General features: G+C 69.4%; 19 protein-coding genes. 4 read left to right on the top strand and 15 right to left on the bottom strand.

Annotation, left to right across the window (positions count from 1 at the left end; all coding sequences use genetic code 11):
- Window position 1: 1 nt before the first annotated feature.
- Window positions 2-919, top strand: coding sequence for a substrate-binding periplasmic protein (locus tag NYO99_RS07035; protein ID WP_268166391.1), 918 nt, complete (start codon window positions 2-4; stop codon window positions 917-919).
- Window positions 919-1,365, top strand: a complete 447-nt coding sequence (locus NYO99_RS07040; RefSeq protein ID WP_268166392.1) for a ribosomal maturation YjgA family protein — start codon at window positions 919-921, stop codon at window positions 1,363-1,365. The genes NYO99_RS07035 and NYO99_RS07040 overlap by 1 nt, the downstream gene beginning before the upstream one ends.
- Here the strand turns inward: NYO99_RS07040 and NYO99_RS07045 are convergent.
- Entirely contained in the window at window positions 1,292-1,921 is a 630-nt protein-coding gene (locus NYO99_RS07045; protein ID WP_268166393.1) for a glutathione S-transferase family protein, read from the bottom strand. The two genes, NYO99_RS07040 and NYO99_RS07045, sit on opposite strands and share 74 nt — an antisense overlap.
- A complete protein-coding gene (yghU, locus tag NYO99_RS07050; RefSeq protein ID WP_268166394.1) occupies window positions 1,918-2,829 on the bottom strand; it encodes a glutathione-dependent disulfide-bond oxidoreductase in 912 nt (303 codons plus the stop codon). Before yghU ends, NYO99_RS07045 begins: the two co-directional genes overlap by 4 nt.
- Window positions 2,830-2,945: 116 nt before the next feature.
- Between yghU and NYO99_RS07055 the strand changes: the two genes are divergently transcribed.
- Window positions 2,946-3,587: a DsbA family oxidoreductase gene (locus tag NYO99_RS07055; RefSeq protein WP_268166395.1), complete on the top strand. Its 642-nt coding sequence runs from the start codon at window positions 2,946-2,948 to the stop codon at window positions 3,585-3,587.
- 6 nt (window positions 3,588-3,593) lie between these two features.
- Here NYO99_RS07055 and NYO99_RS07060 read toward each other — a convergent pair whose 3' ends face one another.
- Window positions 3,594-4,349, bottom strand: coding sequence for a class I SAM-dependent methyltransferase (locus NYO99_RS07060; RefSeq protein WP_268166396.1), 756 nt, complete (start codon window positions 4,347-4,349; stop codon window positions 3,594-3,596).
- A gap of 153 nt (window positions 4,350-4,502) precedes the next feature.
- Between NYO99_RS07060 and NYO99_RS07065 the strand changes: the two genes are divergently transcribed.
- Window positions 4,503-5,480: a recombination-associated protein RdgC gene (locus tag NYO99_RS07065; protein ID WP_268166397.1), complete on the top strand. Its 978-nt coding sequence runs from the start codon at window positions 4,503-4,505 to the stop codon at window positions 5,478-5,480.
- Between the two features lie 25 nt (window positions 5,481-5,505).
- Here NYO99_RS07065 and NYO99_RS07070 read toward each other — a convergent pair whose 3' ends face one another.
- The 12 genes from NYO99_RS07070 to infB all read right to left on the bottom strand — a co-directional run bounded on the left by NYO99_RS07070 (window position 5,506) and on the right by infB (window position 20,131).
- Window positions 5,506-6,303, bottom strand: coding sequence for a substrate-binding periplasmic protein (locus NYO99_RS07070; protein WP_268166398.1), 798 nt, complete (start codon window positions 6,301-6,303; stop codon window positions 5,506-5,508).
- A 59-nt stretch (window positions 6,304-6,362) separates the two neighbouring features.
- Window positions 6,363-6,842: a CYTH domain-containing protein gene (locus tag NYO99_RS07075; protein WP_268166399.1), complete on the bottom strand. Its 480-nt coding sequence runs from the start codon at window positions 6,840-6,842 to the stop codon at window positions 6,363-6,365.
- Window positions 6,832-8,082: a DEAD/DEAH box helicase gene (locus NYO99_RS07080; RefSeq protein ID WP_268166400.1), complete on the bottom strand. Its 1,251-nt coding sequence runs from the start codon at window positions 8,080-8,082 to the stop codon at window positions 6,832-6,834. Before NYO99_RS07080 ends, NYO99_RS07075 begins: the two co-directional genes overlap by 11 nt.
- Window positions 8,083-8,110: 28 nt before the next feature.
- Window positions 8,111-8,740 (bottom strand): methylated-DNA--[protein]-cysteine S-methyltransferase, encoded by a 630-nt coding sequence (locus NYO99_RS07085; RefSeq protein WP_326494824.1) that lies wholly within the window; start codon window positions 8,738-8,740, stop codon window positions 8,111-8,113.
- Window positions 8,737-9,744: a tRNA dihydrouridine(20/20a) synthase DusA gene (gene dusA, locus NYO99_RS07090; protein ID WP_268166401.1), complete on the bottom strand. Its 1,008-nt coding sequence runs from the start codon at window positions 9,742-9,744 to the stop codon at window positions 8,737-8,739. Before dusA ends, NYO99_RS07085 begins: the two co-directional genes overlap by 4 nt.
- Before the next feature lie 45 nt (window positions 9,745-9,789).
- Window positions 9,790-11,739 (bottom strand): acyltransferase family protein, encoded by a 1,950-nt coding sequence (locus NYO99_RS07095; protein WP_268166402.1) that lies wholly within the window; start codon window positions 11,737-11,739, stop codon window positions 9,790-9,792.
- Between the two features lie 29 nt (window positions 11,740-11,768).
- Complete coding sequence (locus tag NYO99_RS07100; protein WP_268166403.1) at window positions 11,769-12,878, bottom strand: enoyl-CoA hydratase/isomerase family protein; 1,110 nt, start codon at window positions 12,876-12,878, stop codon at window positions 11,769-11,771.
- A complete protein-coding gene (locus tag NYO99_RS07105; protein ID WP_268166405.1) occupies window positions 12,875-13,756 on the bottom strand; it encodes a DMT family transporter in 882 nt (293 codons plus the stop codon). The genes NYO99_RS07100 and NYO99_RS07105 overlap by 4 nt, the downstream gene beginning before the upstream one ends.
- Window positions 13,757-13,832: 76 nt before the next feature.
- Complete coding sequence (typA, locus tag NYO99_RS07110) at window positions 13,833-15,659, bottom strand: translational GTPase TypA (protein ID WP_268166406.1); 1,827 nt, start codon at window positions 15,657-15,659, stop codon at window positions 13,833-13,835.
- Window positions 15,660-15,683: 24 nt separating this feature from the next.
- Entirely contained in the window at window positions 15,684-16,676 is a 993-nt protein-coding gene (truB, locus tag NYO99_RS07115) for a tRNA pseudouridine(55) synthase TruB (protein WP_268166407.1), read from the bottom strand.
- Window positions 16,669-17,052 carry a 30S ribosome-binding factor RbfA gene (gene rbfA / locus NYO99_RS07120; RefSeq protein WP_268166408.1) on the bottom strand — a complete coding sequence of 128 codons (384 nt, stop codon included), beginning with the start codon at window positions 17,050-17,052 and terminating at the stop codon, window positions 16,669-16,671. Before rbfA ends, truB begins: the two co-directional genes overlap by 8 nt.
- A gap of 64 nt (window positions 17,053-17,116) precedes the next feature.
- Window positions 17,117-20,131 carry a translation initiation factor IF-2 gene (gene infB / locus NYO99_RS07125; RefSeq protein ID WP_268166409.1) on the bottom strand — a complete coding sequence of 1,005 codons (3,015 nt, stop codon included), beginning with the start codon at window positions 20,129-20,131 and terminating at the stop codon, window positions 17,117-17,119.
- Between the last annotated feature and the right edge of the window lie 44 nt (window positions 20,132-20,175).

A 20,175-nucleotide genomic window follows, 5' to 3' on the forward strand; every position in this document is an offset into this window, starting at 1 on the left:
GATGCAACGCGGGCGGCGCGCATGGGCAGGCGGGCTGGCGCTGCTGGCCGCGCTGCCGGGTGCTGCGATCGCGGCGCAGGCAGCGCCCCCGGCGCCGCTGGTCGTCACGCTGCCCTACATGGAGCGCGAGGCGCCGCACCGCGCCTATGCCGACCAGCTACTGGCACTGGCGCTGCGCCTCTCCAGCGACCGCTACGGCCCCTACCAGCTGGTGCAGCAGCGCGAGGACACCGTCATCCGCCGCCAGCTTGCCGAGCTGCAGCAGGGCCACCTGTCGGTGGCCGTGGCCATGCCCACGCGGGACTGGCTGGATGGCGCGCTGCCGGTGCGCGTGCCCATCATGCGGGGGCTGGCCAGCTTCCGCTTCTTCATGGGCCGCGAGAGTGAACGCCAGGCCTACGCGGCCGTGCGCACCGCCGACGACCTGCGCGCGCTGAGCATCGGCCAGGGGCCCGGCTGGTCCACCGCCACGCTGCTGCAGCAGGGCGGCTTCAAGATCGTCTACGGCGGCGCGCACGCGACGCTGATCCCCATGCTGCACGCCGGGCGCTTCCAGTTGCTGATGCGCAGCATCTACGAGGTCGGGCCCGAGCTGCAGGCCCACACCGCCAGCCACCCCGGCCTGTTCGTCGTCGACGACTTCGCCGTGTTCACCTACATGCCCATGTACTTCTTCGTGGCGAAACACCAGCCACAGCTGGCCGAGCGCCTGGCCTATGGGCTGAAGAAGGCCTATGCAAACGGCCAGCTGGACCGGCTGTTCCAGCGCTTCTTCGGCGACAGCCTGAAGCTGCTGGCCAGCCGCCGGCTGCGCCTCATCCACCTGCCCAACACCAACATCGACGGCAGTTTCTTCGAGCAGGATCGGCCCTACCTGCTGCCTGCCGTTGTCGCACAGGAACTGGCCGCGAGGCGCTGATGCGCAGGCGACGACTGCCCTACGCCCTGCTGGTGCCACTGGTCATCACGGCCGGCCTCGCATCACGCGCCCACCCCGGCCTGCTGCCGGCCGCGCTCGGCCCCTACCTGGGCGACGCGCTGTGGGCGTTGCTGGTGCTGTTGCTGATCGCGCTGGCCCGGCCGGGCTGGGCCGTGGCGCGGGTGGCCGCCGCAGCGCTGGCGGCCTCGTTTGCGGTCGAGTTCAGCCAACTCTGGCAGCCCGGCTGGCTGAACGCACTGCGCCACACGACGGCTGGCCATCTGGTGCTGGGCAGTACCTTCCACGCCCCGGACTTGCTGGCCTACACGGCCGGCGTGGCGCTGGGTGCGGCGCTGGACCGGCTGCTGCTGCTCAGCCCATGGTGCCGCGCGCCTGCATCGCCTCGCGCCAGCGCCGCAGCTCGGCATGTTCCTCCGTCGGCTTGAGCCGGATGGCGCGCGCGAAGTCCACGACGACGACGGCCGTGATGTCGGCCAGGCTGAAGCGCTCGGTCGCGATGAACTCGCGCCCGGCCAGATGCGCGTCCAGCGCCGCAAAGAAGGCCCGTGCGCGGGCCACGCCGCGCTCGGCCAGCGCCGGGATCTGCGCGTAGTCGGCCGGCCCGGTCAGCGCACGGCCGGCCATGGCCGGGCTGCCGTTGCGAAAGCCCTCGGCAATCGCCATCAGGCCCTCTTGCTCGATGCGGGCCTGCCAGCCGGCGATCTCGGCCTTCTCCAGCGGCGTGCGGCCCAGCAACGCCGGCTCGGGAAAGCGCGCCTCCAGGTAGGCCGCGATGGCGGCGTTGTCCGTCAGCACCGGGCCTTCCTCGGTCACCAGCGCCGGCACCGTGCACTGCGGGTTGATGCGCCGGAAGGCCTCGCCCAGCTGCTCGCCACTACGCAGGTCGACCTGCACCGTCGCGTGCGGCACCCCCTTCTCGGCCAGCAGGATGCGCGCCCGGCGCGGGCTGGGCGCGGTGGCGCAGTCGTACAGCGTGATCACGCTGCACCGCCTTGCTGCAGCTTGTCCTGCGTCCGGAGCGCAAAGTCGCTGGCGTCGTGGCGCTCATGCAGCTGGTTGTGCGGCTCGCCCCAGGTGCGGTTGACCTTGCGACCACGCTGCACGGCCGGGCGCGCGGCGATCTCGTCGGCCCAGCGGATGACGTGCGGGTACTCGTGCACCGACAGGAACTCGCCCGCGCCGTACAGCTGGCCCTTCACCAGCGCGCCATACCAGGGCCAGGTGGCGATGTCGGCCACCGTGTAGGCCTCGCCCGCGAGGTAGCGGCGCTCGGCCAGCAGACGGTTCAGCACGTCCAGCTGGCGCTTGACCTCCATCGCGTAGCGGTCGATGGGGTACTGCTGCTTGGTCGGCGCATAGGCATAGAAATGGCCGAAGCCGCCGCCCAGGAAGGGCGCGCTGCCCATCTGCCAGAACAGCCAGCTCAGGCACTCGGCCCGCGCCGCGCCGCCGGCAGGCAGCAGCGCGTTGCCAAACTTCTCGGCCAGGTAGACCAGGATGGCCCCGGACTCGAACACCCGCACCGGCGGTGCCTCGGCGCCCGCGCTGCGGTCCACCAGCACCGGGATCTTGGAATTGGGGTTGGCCTCGACGAAGCCGCTGCCGAACTGCTGGCCCTCGTTGATGCGGATCAGCCAGGCGTCGTACTCGGCACCGGCATGGCCCAGCGCCAGCAGCTCTTCCAGCATCACCGTGACCTTCTGGCCATTGGGCGTGCCCAGCGAATAGAGCTGCAGCGGATGCCGGCCCACCGGCAACGCCTGCTCGTGCGTAGCACCGGCCACCGGGCGGTTGATGTTGGCGAACTGGCCGCCGCTCGGCTGGGCCCAGGTCCAGACCTGGGGCGGCACATAGGCGGTGGCGGCGGGGGTGGCGGCGTTGTCAGACATGCAGGGCTCTCCGTGGCAAGGCCCGCACGGTAGGCGAGGCGGGCCGGCCCCCAGGACTGTATGGGCTTGCGCGCAGGCCGCAGAATGCGGCGCCCGCCACGCTGACCGCCCTGCTCATGCGCATTGATTTCATCTCCGACGTCGTCTGCCCCTGGTGCGCCATCGGCCTGTACTCGCTGGAGGCGGCTGCCGCCCGCATTCCGGGCCTGACGCTGGACCTGCACTTCCACCCCTTCGAGCTCAACCCGGGCATGGGCCCCGACGGCCAGGACATCGAGGAACACCTGGCCGAGAAGTACGGCGCCAGCCCGGCGCAGCTGGCCGGCACCCGCCAGGCCATCCGCGAGCGCGGCGCCGAGCTGGGCTTTCACTTCGCGATGGAGGCGCGCAGCCGCATCGTCAACACGCGCGACGCGCACCGCCTGCTGCACTGGGCCGAGGAGGCCTTGGGCAGCGCCACGCAGCGCACGCTCAAGGTCGCGCTGCTCAAGGCCTATTTCAGCGAGGGCCGGGACGTGTCGGACACGGCCGTGCTGCTGGACGTCGCCGTGGCCGCCGGCCTGCCCGAAGCCGGTGCGCGCGAGCTGCTGGCCAGCCGCCGCTACGACGCCGAGGTCGCCGCCGCCGAGGCCGAGGTGCAGCGCCAGGGCATCCACTCGGTGCCCGCCATCGTCGTGAACCAGCGCCATCTCATCCAGGGCGGCCAGTCGGTCGAGGTGTTCGAGCGGCTGCTTCGACAGGTGCAGGCGCAAGCCTGAGGGCGGTCAGCCCGCACGCACCAAGCGCACCAGCCCTTTCTCGGCCGGCAACTGCTGCAACTGCAGCGCAGGCCATTCGGAACACCAGCGCCTGACGACCTCGCCCTCGTCTTCGCGCCCTGCGTCGTCGAGCAGCAGCGCAAAGCCGGGCGCCAAGCGTTCACGCAGCCGGGGCAAGGCCGGGTAACGAGCCAATGGGCCGACACTGGCCGGCGGCCCGTCAATCACCAGCAGCGCCACGTCCCGCACCGTTTGCGGCAAGGCAGAGACGCGATACCACGTGCGCCCGTCCTCGCCCACCTCCAGCGGTGCATCGATCACGGTGGCCCAGTCGGTGAGCCCGTGTTGGCGCAGCAGGGAACGCGTCTGCTCAGCGAAGCGAGGCTCATGCTCCAGGCTGTAAACATGCCCGTGGCCCACCTGCTGCAGCGAGCGTGCGACCACCAGTGTCGACACGCCGGAGCTGCACTCCAGCACACAGTACGGCCGCGAGCGCCCGACTTCCAGCGCCACTTGCAACAGAAAGTCAGGCGACCCAGCCCAGCCTCGCAGCGGTGGCAGCGGATCCGCCAGCGAGAGCCGTCGCTCCAACGCGGCCAGGCTCTGCAGCTGCGCGTACAACGACAAGACTTCGCGATGCGTCTCCGACGACTCGGTCGCCAGCACATAGGTCATCTTGTGCATGTGCTGCACCTTGTGCAGCACCCGCAGGCAGACGCCAAGGATCGCGACCAGCAACACTGTCATCAACAGCTCAAGCATCGTGCCCTCTCCTGCTCGCGCCCGGATAGACGCTGACGCTCCCGCCAGGAAGCCGCGCGATGGTAGCCGGCCTTCAGCAGGGCGACTCCTGAGACAATGCCTCGCCCTTTCCACGAAGCCCGCCACCGGCGGGCTTCTCGTTTCTCAAGCGCCATGTTCAAGAACCTGATCACCTACCGCATCGGCGAAGGCTGGCAGACCGACGCCGCCCAGCTCGCCGAGCAACTCGCCAAGGAACCCTTCCTGGCTTGCGCCCCCACCCAGCCGCTGGCCGTGGGCTGGGCGCCGCCGCGCGGCGTCGAGCACGCGCCGCTCGTCGAGGTCATCGACGGCCACTGGCTCATCAAGCTCAAGCGCGAGGCCCGGCTGTTGCCCTCCTCCGTCGTGCAGGAGCGCGTGGACGAACTGGCCGAGCACATCGAGGAAACCACCGGCCGCAAGCCCGGCAAGAAGGCCAAGAAGGACCTGAAGGAACAAGCCCAGCACGAGCTGCTGCCGCGCGCGTTCACGAAGACCTCGGCCACGCAGGTGTGGATCGCGCCGGGCCAGGGCCTGCTGTTCGTGGATGCTGGCTCCAGCAGCCGCGCCGACGAGGTCATCACGCTGCTGATCCAGGCCAGCCCGGGGCTGTCGCTGCAACTGGTGCAGACCGCCGAGAGCCCGGCCGCCTGCATGGCCGCGTGGCTGCTGGACGGCGTGACGCCCGAGGGCTTCAACATCGAGCGCGAGTGCGAGCTCAAGGGCAGTGACGACGAGAAGCCCGTGGTGCGCTACGCCCGCCATCCTCTCGACATCGACGAGGTGCGCGCCCACCTGACCAGCGGCAAGATGCCCACGCGCCTGGCGCTGAGCTACAAGGAACGCGTGGCCTTCACGCTGACCGAAGGCTTTGCGATCAAGAAGATCAGCTTCCTGGACCTGGCCTTCGAGGGCCGCCCGGAGGCCAGCGGCGACGAGGCCTTCGACGCCGACATGGCGCTGGCCACCGGCGAGCTGAGCGGGCTGATCCCGGCGCTCATCGAAGGTCTGGGCGGCGAGCATGACTTCGCGGCTGGCGCGGCGCCATCCCCGGTGCCCGCATCACTGCCCGAGCCCACCGAAGCCGTCAGCGACGAGACCCCGCCCTGGTGAACGGCGGCCGGCGCTGGCGCGGCGCCTAGCGCAGGTCTTCCGCGCGCGGCCGCAGGCCGTAGTGACGGAACAACTGCTCCACGGCCCCCTCGCGCAGCAGCGCTTGGTGGGCCTCCCGCAGCGCTGCCTGCTCGGCCTCGCTGAAGCCGCCGCTGGCGGCCAGCCACACATCGCCCGAGTCCAGCGCCAACCCGATCTGGAACGCAGCAGCTTGTCGGCCGCTGCTGCGCACCTTGTCCATGCAGACCAGGTCACCACCGTACAGCGCGTCCACGACGTCGCGCTCCAGCATGCGCAGCATGTCGTCCACGCTGCTGGCCTGCATCAGCAGGCCGGGCGTGAACCCGTGGCGCTGCAGCTGTGCGAGGTTGGGCGAGCCGCGCAGCACCACCAGGCGCAGTTGCCGGGCTTGCTCGAGGCTGGTCACCGGCGGGCGCCCGCTGCGGTTGATGAACACGAACTGCTGCACATAGAGCTTGAGCAGCCACTGGAAAGCCCCCTCGCGCTCCGGTGTGCGGGTGAGCGGCAGGATGGCCACGCGCGGCAGAGCCGCCGCTGTCGCTCGGGCGCGCGCCCAGGGAAAGAACTCCACCTTGACCGGCTGACCACAGCGCCGGAGCACCTGCTCCACCAGTTCGACCAGCACGCCGGGGCGCTCGGGCTGGCCATCGACGGCGAACGGCGGCAGATCACCGCTGACCACGCGCAGAGGCGCCAGCGCCGATGCGCGCACGCCGGCCGGCAGCAGCGCGGCGCCCCACAAGCCCAACAGGCCCAGCAGCCCACGGACGCGTCTGCGATAAGCAAGCGGCGTGATCAACATCCGGCGATGCTGCCGCGAGGCGGCAGCCACGACAACTGCGGGGAACACGCAGGCCGCGCTCAGCGCGGCGCGGCGGGCCAGCTGCCGAAGGGCTGCACGGCCAGATTGGCGTTGACATAGCGGGCATCGCCCGTGACCTCTGCGCCCAGCCAGCCGGGCCGCGTGAAAGCCTGCGCCTCGGACTGCAGCTCGATCTCGGCCAGCACCAAACCGGCATTGGCGCCGAGGAACTCATCCACCTCCCAGGTCATGCCGCCGATCGCGCACAGGTGGCGGATCTTCTCGACGACGGGCCCGTCGGCCAGCGCCAGCAGCTGCTGCGCGTCGGCCACCGGCACCTCGTACTCGAACTCGGCGCGCGTCGCCCCGGTCGTGGCGCCCTTGATGGTCAGGAAGGCGCGCTCGCCCGCCACGCGCACGCGCACCGTGCGGGCCGGGTCGCGGCTCAGGTAGCCCTGGCTGAAGCGGGTCTGGCTCGCCGCCTGCTGGCGCCAGCCGTCACCGGCGACGAGGAACTTGCGTTCGATCTCAATGCCCATCGGTGTCCCCTGCAGCGCGGGCGGCGGCCTCGCGTAGCTTGTCCTTCTTGCTCTTGCGGGTGGTGCTCTTGATACCGCCCGTGGCCTGCACCTCGGTGGCCACGGCCTGCGGCTCGAAGCCGGCCATCCGTTCACGCGGCACGCGCTGGCCCTGGCGCTTCTCGATGAGGCGGAAATGGGTCTCGGCGTTCTCGGCGCTGTCCGCGCAGATGAAGCTGATGGCCACGCCCTGGGCGCCCGCGCGGCCGGTGCGGCCGATGCGGTGCGTGTAATCCGCCGCGGAGCGCGGCAGCTCGTAGTTGACGACGGCCTCCAGCGCGTCCACATGCAGGCCGCGCGCGGCCACGTCGGTGGCCACCAGCACCGTCACGCTGCCCTCCTTCAGCGCGGCCAGCACATCGGCCCGCGCGCCCTGGCTGAGCTCGCCATGCAGCACGCCGGCCTTGAAGCCATGGGCGAACAGCTTGTCGGACACCAGCTCCGCCGTGTAGCGGCTGGCCACGAACACCAGCGTGCGGGCCCAGCCCTCGTCGCGCAGCAGCTGGCGCAGGGCAGGCAGGCGCTGGGCGCGGTCTAGCTGCACGGCGCGCTGGGTGATCTGCAGCGGGGCTTCCTCGATGTGGATGCGCACCGGCTCGCGCAGCAGCTGGCCGGCCAGGGCCTCGACGGCGGGCGGAAACGTGGCCGAGAACAGCAGCGCCTGGCGCCGCGCCGGCAGCTGCGCCAGCACGCGCTGCAGCTCGTCGGCGAAGCCCTGGCCGAGCAGACGGTCGGCCTCGTCCAGCACCAGGCATTCCACGCCGGCCAGCGTGAGGCCGTTGTGGTCCAGCAGGTCCAGCAGCCGGCCCGGCGTGGCCACCATCACATCGCAGCCGCCGCGCAGCGCCATCAGCTGCGGGTTGATGGAGACGCCGCCGAATGCCAGCGCGATGCGCGGCCGGTGCAGCAGGCGCGCCGCCAGCTCGCGCAGCAGGCCGGCCGTCTGCACGGCCAGTTCGCGCGTGGGCGCCAGCACCAGCGCACGCGGCCCGGGCCGGGGTGGCGACGCCACCAGGCGCTGCAGCAGCGGCAACACGAAAGCGGCCGTCTTGCCCGAGCCGGTCTGGGCCAGGGCCAGCACATCGGCACCGGCCAGGATGGGGGGCAGCGCCGCCGCCTGGACGGCGGTGGGGGCGTGGTAGCCCTGCTCGCGCACGGCACGCAACAGGGCGGGCGACAGGCCCAGGGTGGCAAAAGACATGCGGTGATTGTCGGCGCGACGGCCGGGGTCAGAACAAGGGCTGCTGATCACCGGCCAGCTGGCCGGCGGCACGCGCCTCGATGAGCAGCAGGCGCCGCTTGGTCTCGATGCCGCCGGGCGCTGAGAACCCGGTGAGTACATCGCCCGGCCCGCCTCGGGCCGCCGGGCGCAGCGCGGCAGGCTTGGGAGCACCGATCACGCGGTGGCAGGGCACGATGGGCGCGAACGGGTTCTCTGCTTCGGCGCGGCCGACCGCGCGCGCCGCACCGGGCTGGCCCAGCGCCGTGGCCAGCTCGCCGTAGGTGCGCGTCTGGCCGGGCGGGATGGCGCGTGTCAGTGCATGCACCTGGCGGCGGAAGGCAGGGATGCCGCGCTCGTCCAGCCGCACGTGGCCCAGGTCCACCGGCTGGCCGGCCAGCAGGGCCTGCACCCCGGCGATGGCCTCGGCCACCGCTGCCGGCCAGGCCGCACAGGGCTGCGCCAGCGGGAAGCGCTGCTGCAGCTGCGCCAGCGTCACGGGCGGCAGACGGCAGGCCACGATGCCCTGCCCGCTCCACACCAGGCCGCAGGGGCCCAGCGCGGTGTCGAACAGCGTGCAGCCCAGCGGCTCATCGGCCGGGCGCGCGGGCAGTTCGGCGAGTTCAGGCAAACCCGTCAAGCCGCCTGCGCGGCCAGCAGGCCACCCAGCCGGGCGGCCGTGGCCTGCGCGGCCACCTCGCGCGGCGGCAGGCCCTTGAGGCGGTGATCGCTCCACACCTGGCGCCAGCGCCGGGCGCCGGGCGTGCCGTTCCACAGGCCGAGCGCATGGCGCATCGCGTGCGGCCACGAACGGGCGGCGGCATGCAGGCGATCCAGATAGTCCAGCCACTGCGCTTCCACCTGCTCGCGATCGGCTGCCGGGTCTGGCTGGCCGAAGAAGCGCGAGTCCCACTGCGCCATGCTCCAGGGCTCGTGATAGGCCTCGCGCCCCACCATGACGCCATCCACCACGGCCAGCTGGGCGGCGATCTCGTCAGGCGTCTTCAGCCCGCCGTTGATGGCGATGGTGAGCTGCGGGAAGTCGCGCTTGAGCTGGGCAACGATCTCATAACGCAGCGGCGGGATCTCGCGGTTTTCCTTCGGCGACAGGCCCTGCAGCCAGGCGTTGCGGGCGTGCACGATGAACACCTCGCAGCCTGCCGCGGCGACGGTGCCGACGAAGTCGCGCACGAAGTCGTAGCTTTCGTTCCTGTCGATGCCGATGCGGTGCTTGACGGTCACGGGCAGCGTCGTCGCATCGCGCATGGCCTTCACGCCATCGGCCACCAGCTGAGGCTCGTTCATCAGGCAGGCCCCGAACGCGCCCTTCTGCACCCGCTCGCTGGGGCAGCCGCAGTTCAGGTTGACCTCGTCATAGCCCCAGCGCTCGGCCAGCTTCGCGCACGCGGCCAGATCCTCCGGCTCGCTGCCGCCCAGCTGCAGCGCAACCGGGTGCTCCTCGCCATTGAAGTCGAGATGCCGCCCCTGGTCGCCGTGGATGAGCGCGCCCGTGGTCACCATCTCGGTGTACAGCAGCGCGTGACGCGTGATGAGGCGGTGGAAGAAACGGCAATGGCGGTCTGTCCAGTCCATCATGGGGGCGACGGACAGGCGCCAGGGGGAGTGAGCAATCGGGGACGACATCGGGCGAACGGGAGGCTTGGGAGGCAGGGACGCTGATCAGCGCGGTCAGGGTTGAGTCTCAAACAGGTGCTGAAGCGCTTGGCCGCCTGGTTCGCGAGCGAGCGAACCCAGCGCGGCTTCCACTGCGCCGGCCAACCCGCGGGCGTGACGGACTGTCAGGTGACTGTCGTCAGAAAAGACAGCCTGCCCATACTGCTCCGTGACACAGGGATCGCCGCCACAGACCGTCTTCGACATGTCGAGCCGCAGGATGCCAAGGCGAGCCAAGACGACTGCTTCCGCATCGGCGACATCTTGGCGCCAGATGCGCGCGTCCGACGGCGGGTAGTCGCATGCCTGGTCAACATCCACACCGCGCCAGTGCGCCCGGGCCAGGCACCCTGGCACGTCGAACCCAACCTTGGGTGTGTCGCGCATCACGACCACCGCCCTTCCCTGGCTTTGCCACTCCTCCAAACGGGCTTGCAGCGCGGCGGTCCATGTCTGCACGGGATGCTCAAACCCCGTCGCGGTGGCCAGCACGATCAGATCGGGTTCCAACGCGCGGATGCGGTCGAGCATGCGCTGCCGCCACTCCACGCATTCGCTGTAGTCGCGTCGGTATGGATGCAGCCACACGGGCACATCGAGCGCTGAACAGCCTGACTTGGTCAGAGAAATCAGCTGCCAGCCACGCCCTGCCGCGATCTGCTCAAACGCCGGAAACCATTGCAACGCGTGCGAATCGCCGAACAACACAACGCGCCGCCGGCCCAGCGGGTCGCCGAAACGGCACTCTGGCAGATCGACCGCATGAAAGTCGGCGTGGCAGCCTTGCTGCTGCGCAATTGCACGCTCGGTGCGTGCTTGCTGCAGCAAGGCGGTGTGGGGCGACGAAAACGCCTTGGTCATGAAGCTCGCCAGTACCGCCACCAGCACGCATGCCGACAAGCCCAGCACGATGACCCGGGCAGGCGCCACATGCGGAGCCCATCGATGACGGGCCGGCAGTTCGATCCATCGATAGCTTGCATGACCCACGCACAGCGACAACGCCACCGCCAAGGCAACGCCTGCGCCCCCGGAATGCGGCCACAACTGCAACACGAACAGCAACAGCGGCCAATGCCACAAGTAGAGCGAATAGGAGCAGTTACCCAGCCACTGCAAGCTGCGGATGCTCAGCAGGCGGGTGGCCAGCGTCGGTCTCGCATCACCAGCCACCACGAGGAGGCCCAAGCTGCCCAGGACGGGCAGCAGCGCCCAAGCACCCGGGTACAAAAGCCTATCGTTGAAGAGCAGCACGACCAGCACGAGGGCTGCCCAGGCGAGCAAACCGACGCCGGACAACGTGCCTGCAGCCCATGTCGTCACGCGATCGCGTGACAAATAGATCAACCAACCCAGCGCGAACTCCCAGATCCGCCACGGCATGCCAAAGAACGCCAACGGCTGGTTGCGCGCCGTCGTCCAGACACACATCGCCAGCGTGACGACGACAAGCGACACAGCAAGTCGGCCGTGTGCCATCGGCGAGTGCCATCGGCTCCGCGCCAGTGCCCAGATCAGCGCCGGCAGCAGCAGATAGAACTGCTCCTCGACCGCCAGGGACCACAGGTGCAGCAGCGGATTCGCGTCAGCGTGCCCCGCAAAGTAGTCGGTCGCCCGACTGGTGAACCAGAAGTTGGCCAGATACAGGGCTGCAGCGCGGACGGACGAATACAACTCGCCATGCTCCAGCGGCGAATACAGCCAGGTGCCCGCAGCCATGACAAACAGGAGCAGCACCAACGCAGCGGGTGCAAGACGGCGCATGCGCCGCGCGTAGAACGTCAGGAGGTCGACAGTGCCGGTACGCGCGACTTCCTGCGTGAGCAGCCCTCCGATCAGGTAGCCGGAAATGGCGAAGAAGATGTCGACGCCGACGAAGCCTCCTGAAAAGCCAGGCACCCCTGCGTGGTTCAACAAGACCAGCAGGATGGCGACGCCACGAAGGCCCTGAATCGCTGGATTCAAGGCCTTTGTGGCGGACGCCGGGCTCGACGTCACAACAGGTCGCTCAGCGGATGCTCGCCAACCGCCCAAGGGCTGGCAAAGAACGCCGCCACCTCGGCCGCATCGACGTCGGCCACATCGGCAGGCTGCCAGCGCGGGCTGTGGTCCTTGTCGACCGCCAGCGCGCGGATGCCTTCCACCGTCTCGCTGCGTGCGGCGCCGCGCAGGTGGAAGCAGTGGTGCACGAGGTCGCGCTCCAGGCGCAGGTCCTCGGCCAGGCTCAGGGTGCGGCCGCGGCGCACCAGTTCCAACGTGACGGCCATCATCAGCGGCGAGCGCTTGAGCAGCGTGTCGTGCGTGCGGCGGGCCCAGTCATCATCGGCCTGGGCCAGCGAGGCGAGGATGGCGGCCACGCTGGGCTGGCCGAAATGCGCGTCGATGCCCGGCGCGGCGGCGCGCGGCTCGGGGGCGAGCTCGACCCGCTCCATGATGGTGGCCACCACGTGCTCGGCGCTGGGCTGGTCGCCGCGGCGAAGGTCGTCCACCAGGGCCGGCCAGTGCTCGGTGCGCACGAAGACGTCGCCCAAGCCCCACTCGATGGCATCGCCAGCGGTGATGGACTCACCCGTCAGTGCCAGCCATTCGCCGACATGGCCCGGGCACTGCGCCAGGAACCAGCCGCCGCCGACGTCGGGGAACAGGCCGATGCCGGTCTCGGGCATGGCCAGCCGCGAGGCCTCGGACAGCACGCGCAGCCGCGCGCCCTGGCTGATGCCCATGCCGCCGCCCATCACGATGCCGTCCATCAGCGCGATGTAGGGCTTGGCGTAGGTGTGGATCAGGTGATTGAGCCGGTATTCCTCGGTGAAGAAGGCGTCCAGCGCCGCGTCACCGGCGAGCGCAGCCTGGTGCAGGAAGCGGATGTCGCCCCCGGCGCAGAAGGCCGGCGGCTTGCCCTCGCGGCCGGCGCCCAGCACGGCGACGGCCTGGATCTCGGGGCGGGACGCCCAGTGCGTGAGCAGCGCCGTCATGTCGCGCACCATGCCCAGCGACAGCGCATTGAGCGCCTGCGGCCGGTTGAGCGTGATCAGGCCCAGGCAGCCATTGACCTCGGCCAGGATCTGGCCATCGGACACGAGGGGCGGGATGAGGTCGTTCATGCGGTCTTGGTGACAGAGGATTCGGAAGACGGCGCCAGCAGTTCGTTGGCGATCAGCGCCAGCACCACGAGGCTACCGCCGATCAGCGCTGCGCGGCCAGGGTGTTCGCCCGCGAAGGCCCAGGCCCACAGCACGCCCAGCAGCGTCTCGGCCAGGCCCAGCAGTGCGATCTCGTGGCCGGGCAGCGCGCGCGCCAGGCGCACGGCCAGCAGGCAGGGAATGGCGAGTTGGAAAACACCGAGGAAGGCGAGCAGGCCCAGGTCGTGTGCGCCGGCCTGCAGCGGCCAGGCCAGCGGCAGCGTGGCGGCCATGGACACGAGGGCGCCGATGAGGACAGCCGGCAGCATGTCGGTACCACTGCCGCGCTGGCCCACCTTCTGCAGCAGGCACCAGTTGGCCGCGGCCGCCAGTGGCACGCCCAGCGCCACCAGCACGCCCACGAGGCTGCCTCCGGCGCCGGCCTGGTGGCCGAACATCCAGGCGATGCCGATGCCCGCCACGACGATGGCCGCCCAGGTACGCGCCGGGATGTGTTGGCGCAGGAAGACGCGCGCAAACAGCGCGGTGAGCAGCGGCCCCAGCGACATGGTCACCAGCACGTTGGCGACGGTGGTCAGCGACAGCGCCACCATGAAGGCCGTGAACATGACGGCCCAGCACAGGCCCGACACCCACACCGCCACACCCCGCAGCGCAGGCAGCAGCGCCCGGCCGCGCATCACGCCCAGGATGAGCAGCAGCGCCAGCGCGTTGAAGGCGCTGCGCCAGAACGTGATCTCGAAGCCCCGCGCGGCCTCCAGAAGCCGCGTGACAACGCCCGCCGAACTCCACATCAGCGTGACCAGCAGCATCAACAGGACGGCAGACCGGTGACTCATGAACAAGCGCCCCTGAAAAGGGGCGCGGAGACAGCTTGGAGGCGGCCCCCGCCATGCGGGGGACCGACGGGGACGATCAACCGCCGCGTGCAGCGCGCTTGCGCTCGTTCTCGGACAGGTGGCGCTTGCGCAGGCGCACCGACTTCGGCGTGATTTCCACCAGCTCGTCGTCATCGATGAAGTCCACGCCGTACTCCAGCGTCAGGTCGATGGGCGGCGTGATCTTGATCGCGTCTTCCTTGCCGGACACGCGGAAGTTGGTCAGCTGCTTGGTGCGCGTGGCGTTGACGACGAGGTCGTTGTCGCGGTTGTGGATGCCGACGATCATGCCTTCGTAGACCGGATCGTTGGGCTTCACGAACATGCGGCCACGGTCGTCCAGCTTGCCCAGCGCATAGGTGAAGATCTCGCCGTCGTCCATCGAGATGAGCACGCCGTTCTTGCGGCCGCCGATGTCGCCCTTGTGGGCTTCGTAGCCGTCGAAGATCGACGAGATCAGGCCCGAGCCGCGCGTCAGGTTCATGAACTCGTTGGCGAAGCCGATCAGGCCACGCGCGGGGATGCGGTACTCCAGGCGCACGCGGCCGTTGCCGTCCGGCTCCATGTTGATCATCTCGCCCTTGCGCAGGCCCAGAGCCTGCATGACGCCGCCCTGGTGGGTTTCCTCGACGTCAGCCGTGACCATTTCCATCGGCTCGCTCTTCACGCCGTCGATGTCCTTGAACATCACGCGCGGCTTGGACACGGCCAGCTCGTAGCCTTCGCGGCGCATGTTTTCCAGCAGGATGGTCAGGTGCAGTTCACCGCGGCCGCAGACTTCGAAGATGCCGTCTTCGTCGGTCTCGGACACGCGCAGCGCCACGTTGTGCTGCAGCTCCTTCTGCAGGCGGTCCCAGATCTGGCGGCTGGTGACGTACTTGCCTTCGCGGCCAGCCAGCGGGCTGGTGTTCACGCAGAAGTTCATCGTCAGCGTCGGCTCGTCCACCTTCAGCATGGGCAGCGGCGTGGGGTTGGCCGGGTCGGTCACGGTCACGCCGATGCCGATCTCCTCGATGCCGTTGATCAGCACGATGTTGCCCGGGCCGGCTTCGGTGACCTGCACGCGGTCCAGGCCGTGGAAGGTCAGCACCTGGTTGATGCGGCCGTTGACGGCCTTGCCGCCGGGGCCTTCCATCACGGTGACCTGCATGCCGGGCTTGATGGTGCCCTGGCTGATGCGGCCGACGCCGATGCGGCCGACGAAGGTGGAGAAGTCCAGCGCCGAGATCTGCAGTTGCAACGGGGCGGACGCGTCACCCGACTGGGCGGGCACGTGCTTCAGCACGGTGTCGAACAGGGCCGACATGTCGGGGCCCCACTGCTCGCCAGGCGCGCCTTCGGTCAGCGAGGTCCAGCCGTTGATGCCGGAGGCGTAGACGACCGGGAAGTCCAGCTGCTCGTCGGTGGCGCCGAGGTTGGCGAACAGGTCGAAGGCTGCATTGATGACGGCATCGCACTTGGCGCCCGGCTTGTCCACCTTGTTCACCACGACGATGGGCTTCAGGCCCAGGGCCAGTGCCTTCTTCGTGACGAAGCGGGTCTGCGGCATCGGGCCTTCCTGGGCGTCGATCAGCAGCACCACGCCGTCCACCATGGACAGGGCACGCTCGACTTCACCGCCGAAGTCCGCGTGTCCGGGGGTGTCGACGATGTTGATGTGCGTGCCGCCCCAGCTGACCGCGCAGTTCTTGGCCAGGATGGTGATGCCGCGCTCGCGCTCGATGGCGTTGCTGTCCATGACGGTGTCGACGACCTTCTCGTGGTCGGCGAAGGTGCCGCTCTGACGCAGGAGCTGGTCCACCATGGTGGTCTTGCCATGGTCAACGTGGGCAATGATGGCGATGTTGCGGATCGGGGTGGTCATGGTGATGCTTCTAAGTAAACCGGATCAGGCGGAAGCCCCGACGGGCCTCTCCAGCAAAGCCTGGACCTCCGGCGGGGTCAACAGGCGGTCGGCGATCAGCTCGCCAGCAGTGATGTGGGCGCTGCCCAGGAAGGCGCGCGGCTCAGGGCCGTAGACGCGCACGCGTTCGGCGTCCGGCGCCTCGACGCGGCGGCGCAGGCCGGACAGAAAACGCACGGCGTCAGGCATGTCCAGGCGCAGCTCGGGCGCGTCGGCCAGCAGGCAGTCGGGCGAGGTCAGCAGGCCGGCGCGTTGCTCGTCGGGCAGCGCCTCGATCTGGGCCAGCGTCACGGCGCCCGCGAGCGTCAGGCCGCCGGAGCCGGTGCGGCGCAGCGCCGCCAGCGACGCGCCCACGCCCAGCGCCGCGCCGATGTCTTCGGCCAGCGTGCGGATGTAGGTGCCTTTGGTGCAGCGAACGTCGAGCGTCACAGTGCCAGGGTGCATCGCAACGATGTCGATGGCATGAATCGTCACGCGACGACTCTTGCGTTCGATCTCGATGCCCTGGCGCGCGTACTCGTACAGCGCCTTGCCCTCGTGCTTGAGCGCCGAATACATCGGCGGCATCTGATCGATCTCGCCGACGAAGGCGCGGCTGGCCGCCTCGACTTGATCGCGGGTGATGTGATCGGCGTCCTGCCGCTCCAGCACCTCGCCTTCAGCATCGCCGGTGGTCGTGCGCACGCCCAGCGCCAGCGTGGCGAGGTAGCGCTTGTCGGCGTCCAGGCTGAGCTGGCTGAACTTGGTGGCGCCGCCAAAGCACAACGGCAGCAGGCCGGTGGCCAGCGGGTCCAGTGTGCCGGTGTGCCCAGCCTTCTCGGCACGCAGCAGCCACTTGGCCTTCTGCAGCGCGTCGTTGCTCGACAGGCCCAGCGGCTTGTCGAGCAACAACACGCCATGCAGCGGGCGGCGCTGCACGCGCACCCGGGGCGGGCGCGCCGCTGCGGTGGGCTCGGCGTTGACGCCCGGCTCAGTCATTCGTTTCCTCGCCGTCATCGGCCGCGCGCGTCGCGTTGGCCTTGCTGATCAGCGCACTCATCTCGGCCGCACGCTCGGTGGTGCGGTCGAACTGGAAGTGCAGCGTCGGCACGGTGTGGATCTGCAAGCGCTTGAACAGGCCGTTGCGCAGGAAACCGGCGGCCTCGTTGAGCGCCTCCTGCGTCTCCTTCGGGTCGCCGATCAGCACCGAGAAGAACACCTTGGCGTGGGCGTAGTCGGGCGTCACCTCGACGGCGCTGATGGTCGCCATGCCGATGCGCGGGTCCTTGAGCTCGCGGACAAGCTCGGCCAGATCGCGCTGGATCTGGTCGGCGACGCGAAAAGCTCGGTTGGGGATGGCGCGTTTGTGTCTCATGGTGCGGTCTCCTGAAAGAACGAACCCCGCCCCGAGGGGCGGGGTTCACCCTCAGTACGGAGGATCAGAGGGTGCGGGCCACTTCCTTGATCTCGAAGAACTCCAGCTGATCACCTTCCTTGATGTCGTTGTAGTTCTTGAGCTTGATACCGCACTCGAAGCCTTCCTTGACCTCGCGCACGTCGTCCTTCTCGCGGCGAACCGACTCGACCTCACCGGTGTAGATGACCGTGTTGTCGCGCAGCAGGCGGAAGCGCGCGTTGCGACGCACCAGGCCACTGGTGACCATGGAGCCGGCCACCGTGCCGATCTTGGACGCGACGAACACGACGCGGATCTCGGCCGTGCCCAGCGCCTCTTCACGCTGCTCGGGCGCCAGCATGCCGGACATCGCCTTCGTCACATCGTCCACGGCGTCGTAGATGATGCTGTAGTAGCGCAGGTCCACGGCGTTGCCTTCGGCCAGCTTGCGCGCACCTGCATCGGCCCGCACGTTGAAGCCGATGATGACCGCCTTGGACGCGATGGCCAGGTTGACGTCGGACTCGCTGATGCCACCGACCGCCGCGTGGACGATCTGCACCTTGACCTCGGCGTTGCTGAGCTTGAGCAGCGAGGCGGCCAGCGCTTCCTGCGAACCCTGCACGTCGGCCTTGACGATGAGGGGCAGCACCTGGGCCTGGCCCTCGCCCATCTCGTTGAACATGTTCTCGAGCTTGGCGGCCTGCTGCTTGGCCAGCTTGACGTCGCGGTACTTGCCCTGACGGAAGGTCGCGACCTCGCGGGCGCGGCGCTCGTCGGACAGCACCATGAACTCGTCGCCGGCCTGCGGCACTTCCGTCAGACCCTGGATTTCCACCGGGATGGACGGGCCCGCCTCGGTGGTGGCCTTGCCGTCCTCGTCCAGCATGGCGCGCACGCGGCCATAGGTGGAACCGGCCAGCACGACGTCGCCGCGCTTGAGCGTGCCGCTCTGCACCAGCACCGTGGCCACCGGGCCGCGGCCCTTGTCCAGCTTGGCTTCGATGACCAGGCCCTTGGCCATGGATTCCACCGGCGCCTTCAGTTCCAGCACTTCGGCCTGCAGCAGCACCTGCTCCAGCAGGTCGTCGATGCCCTGGCCGGTCTTGGACGACACGCCCACGAACGGCGAATCACCGCCGAACTCTTCGGGCACCACTTCCTCGGCCACCAGCTCGCTCTTCACGCGCTCGGCGTTGGCATCGGGCTTGTCGATCTTGGTCATGGCCACCACGATGGGCACGCCAGCGGCCTTCGCGTGGTGGATGGCTTCCTTGGTCTGGGGCATGACGCCGTCATCGGCCGCACAGACCAGGATGACGATGTCGGTCGCCTTGGCGCCACGAGCCCGCATGGCCGTGAAGGCCGCGTGACCCGGGGTGTCCAGGAAGGTGATCATGCCGCGCGGGGTTTCCACGTGGTACGCACCGATGTGCTGCGTGATGCCGCCGGCTTCGCCCGCGGCCACACGGCTGCGGCGGATGTAGTCCAGCAGCGAGGTCTTGCCGTGGTCGACGTGACCCATGACGGTAACGACTGGCGCACGCGGCAGCGCTTCGTGCTGCTGCTCGGCAGCACTGCCCTCTTCTTCCAGGAAGGCGTCCGGATCGTCCAGCTTGGCAGCAAACGCCTTGTGGCCCATTTCCTCGACGAGGATCATGGCCGTTTCCTGATCCAGCTGCTGGTTGATGGTGACCATCTGGCCCAGCTTCATCAGCTGCTTGATGACCTCGGCCGCCTTGACGGACATCTTGTGGGCCAGGTCGGCGACCGAGATGGTCTCCGGCACATGGACCTCAATGGTCTGCTGTTCAACCGGCGGCGTGAAGCTGGACTGACCGTCCTCACGGCCACCGCGGCCACCGCGGCCACCGCGCGCCGGAGCGCGCCAGTTGCCACCGCCACCCGGGCGGCCGGCGCCAGCGGGGCCGGCGCCGATGGTCTTGAGGCCGCGCTTCTTGGCGGCATCGTCTGCCCAGCTGGACGACAGCTTCTCGGACTTGACCGACTTCTTGTCGCCCGGCTTGCCAGCGCCTGCGCTGGGAGCCGCCGTCGCCGGTGCCGGAGCGCCTGCCTTCTTGTGGATGGTGCCCTTGATGCCAGCGCCTTCGGCAGGCTTGGGCTCCTCGGGCTTCTTCGCGATGAGCACCTTCTTGGGCGCGTTCATCATCGCGCGGATCTTGGCGGCCTCTTCCTCAGCGGCCTTGCGGCGGCGGGCGAGATCGTCTTGCTTCTGCTTTTCTTCGGCAGCGGCGTCGACAGCCTTCACCACACGCAGCGCGGGCTTGACGACTTCCGGAGCCGGGGCTGGCGCCACCGGTGCGGCCACCGCCTCGGGAGCCGGCGGTGCAGCAGCCACGACAGGCTCTGGCGCCGGCGCGGCCTTGGGTGCGCGCTTGGCAGCGGCCGCTCGGTTGATGGCAGCGGCCTCCGCAGCTGCCGCAGCAGCGCTGCGCTGGCGGGCCTCGGCCTGCTCGTCGGCAGACTTGCCGGCCGGCTTGGCCGCAGCGGCTGCAGCGGCAGCTGCCGCAGCCGCCGCAGCTTCCTCGGCAGCCTTCGCAGCAGCAGCCTCGGCAGCTGCTTGTTCAGCAGCACGGCGCGCTTCGGCGGCCTCGCGCGCAGCGCGCTCAGCCTCCTCACGCGCCTTCACCTTGGCTGCCAGTTCCTCTTCCTGGGCACGCAGCGCGGCTGCCTGGGCCTGGGCCTCTTCTTCGCGGCGCAGCAGCTCGGCATCGTCCGGCCCCGCCGTGGCCTCGTCGTCACGCTTGACGAAGGTACGCGTCTTCTTGACCTGGACCTGGATGGTGCGGGCCTTGCCGGAGGCATCGGCCTGCTTGATCTCGGTGGTCGACTTCTTGACCAGCGTGATCTTCTTGCGCTCGGCACCTGCGGTGCCGTGGGCGTTGCGGAGGTGGTCGAGCAGGCGTTCCTTGTCGGACTCGCTCAGCGAGTCATCGACGGAAGACTTCTTGACGCCCGCGGCTTGCAGCTGCTCCAGCAGCGTGCTCGCCGGCTTGCTCAGCTCGGCAGCGAATTGGGCGACGGTAGTCACGGCCATGTGGGGATCCTTCAAATTACTTTCGGTGCGGCGCGGTAGGTCGT

The sequence above is a fragment of the Roseateles hydrophilus genome, assembly GCF_026712245.1.
GTDB classification, from domain to species: Bacteria; Pseudomonadota; Gammaproteobacteria; order Burkholderiales; family Burkholderiaceae_C; genus Pelomonas; species Pelomonas hydrophilus.

Excerpts from the sequence above, each read along its gene's own strand:
- NYO99_RS07070 (WP_268166398.1), bottom strand. The coding sequence starts at position 6,303 with ATGTTGATCACGCCGCTTGCTTATCGCAGACGCGTCCGTGGGCTGCTG.
- NYO99_RS07100 (WP_268166403.1), bottom strand. The coding sequence starts at position 12,878 with ATGAACGACCTCATCCCGCCCCTCGTGTCCGATGGCCAGATCCTGGCC.
- NYO99_RS07060 (WP_268166396.1), bottom strand. The coding sequence starts at position 4,349 with ATGCTTGAGCTGTTGATGACAGTGTTGCTGGTCGCGATCCTTGGCGTC.
- infB (WP_268166409.1), bottom strand. The coding sequence starts at position 20,131 with ATGGCCGTGACTACCGTCGCCCAATTCGCTGCCGAGCTGAGCAAGCCG.
- NYO99_RS07040 (WP_268166392.1), top strand. The coding sequence starts at position 919 with ATGCGCAGGCGACGACTGCCCTACGCCCTGCTGGTGCCACTGGTCATC.
- NYO99_RS07080 (WP_268166400.1), bottom strand. The coding sequence starts at position 8,082 with ATGTCTTTTGCCACCCTGGGCCTGTCGCCCGCCCTGTTGCGTGCCGTG.
- NYO99_RS07065 (WP_268166397.1), top strand. The coding sequence starts at position 4,503 with ATGTTCAAGAACCTGATCACCTACCGCATCGGCGAAGGCTGGCAGACC.
- NYO99_RS07055 (WP_268166395.1), top strand. The coding sequence starts at position 2,946 with ATGCGCATTGATTTCATCTCCGACGTCGTCTGCCCCTGGTGCGCCATC.
- NYO99_RS07075 (WP_268166399.1), bottom strand. The coding sequence starts at position 6,842 with ATGGGCATTGAGATCGAACGCAAGTTCCTCGTCGCCGGTGACGGCTGG.
- NYO99_RS07105 (WP_268166405.1), bottom strand. The coding sequence starts at position 13,756 with ATGAGTCACCGGTCTGCCGTCCTGTTGATGCTGCTGGTCACGCTGATG.
- yghU (WP_268166394.1), bottom strand. The coding sequence starts at position 2,829 with ATGTCTGACAACGCCGCCACCCCCGCCGCCACCGCCTATGTGCCGCCC.
- dusA (WP_268166401.1), bottom strand. The coding sequence starts at position 9,744 with ATGTCGTCCCCGATTGCTCACTCCCCCTGGCGCCTGTCCGTCGCCCCC.
- truB (WP_268166407.1), bottom strand. The coding sequence starts at position 16,676 with ATGACTGAGCCGGGCGTCAACGCCGAGCCCACCGCAGCGGCGCGCCCG.
- typA (WP_268166406.1), bottom strand. The coding sequence starts at position 15,659 with ATGACCACCCCGATCCGCAACATCGCCATCATTGCCCACGTTGACCAT.
- NYO99_RS07035 (WP_268166391.1), top strand. The coding sequence starts at position 2 with ATGCAACGCGGGCGGCGCGCATGGGCAGGCGGGCTGGCGCTGCTGGCC.
- rbfA (WP_268166408.1), bottom strand. The coding sequence starts at position 17,052 with ATGAGACACAAACGCGCCATCCCCAACCGAGCTTTTCGCGTCGCCGAC.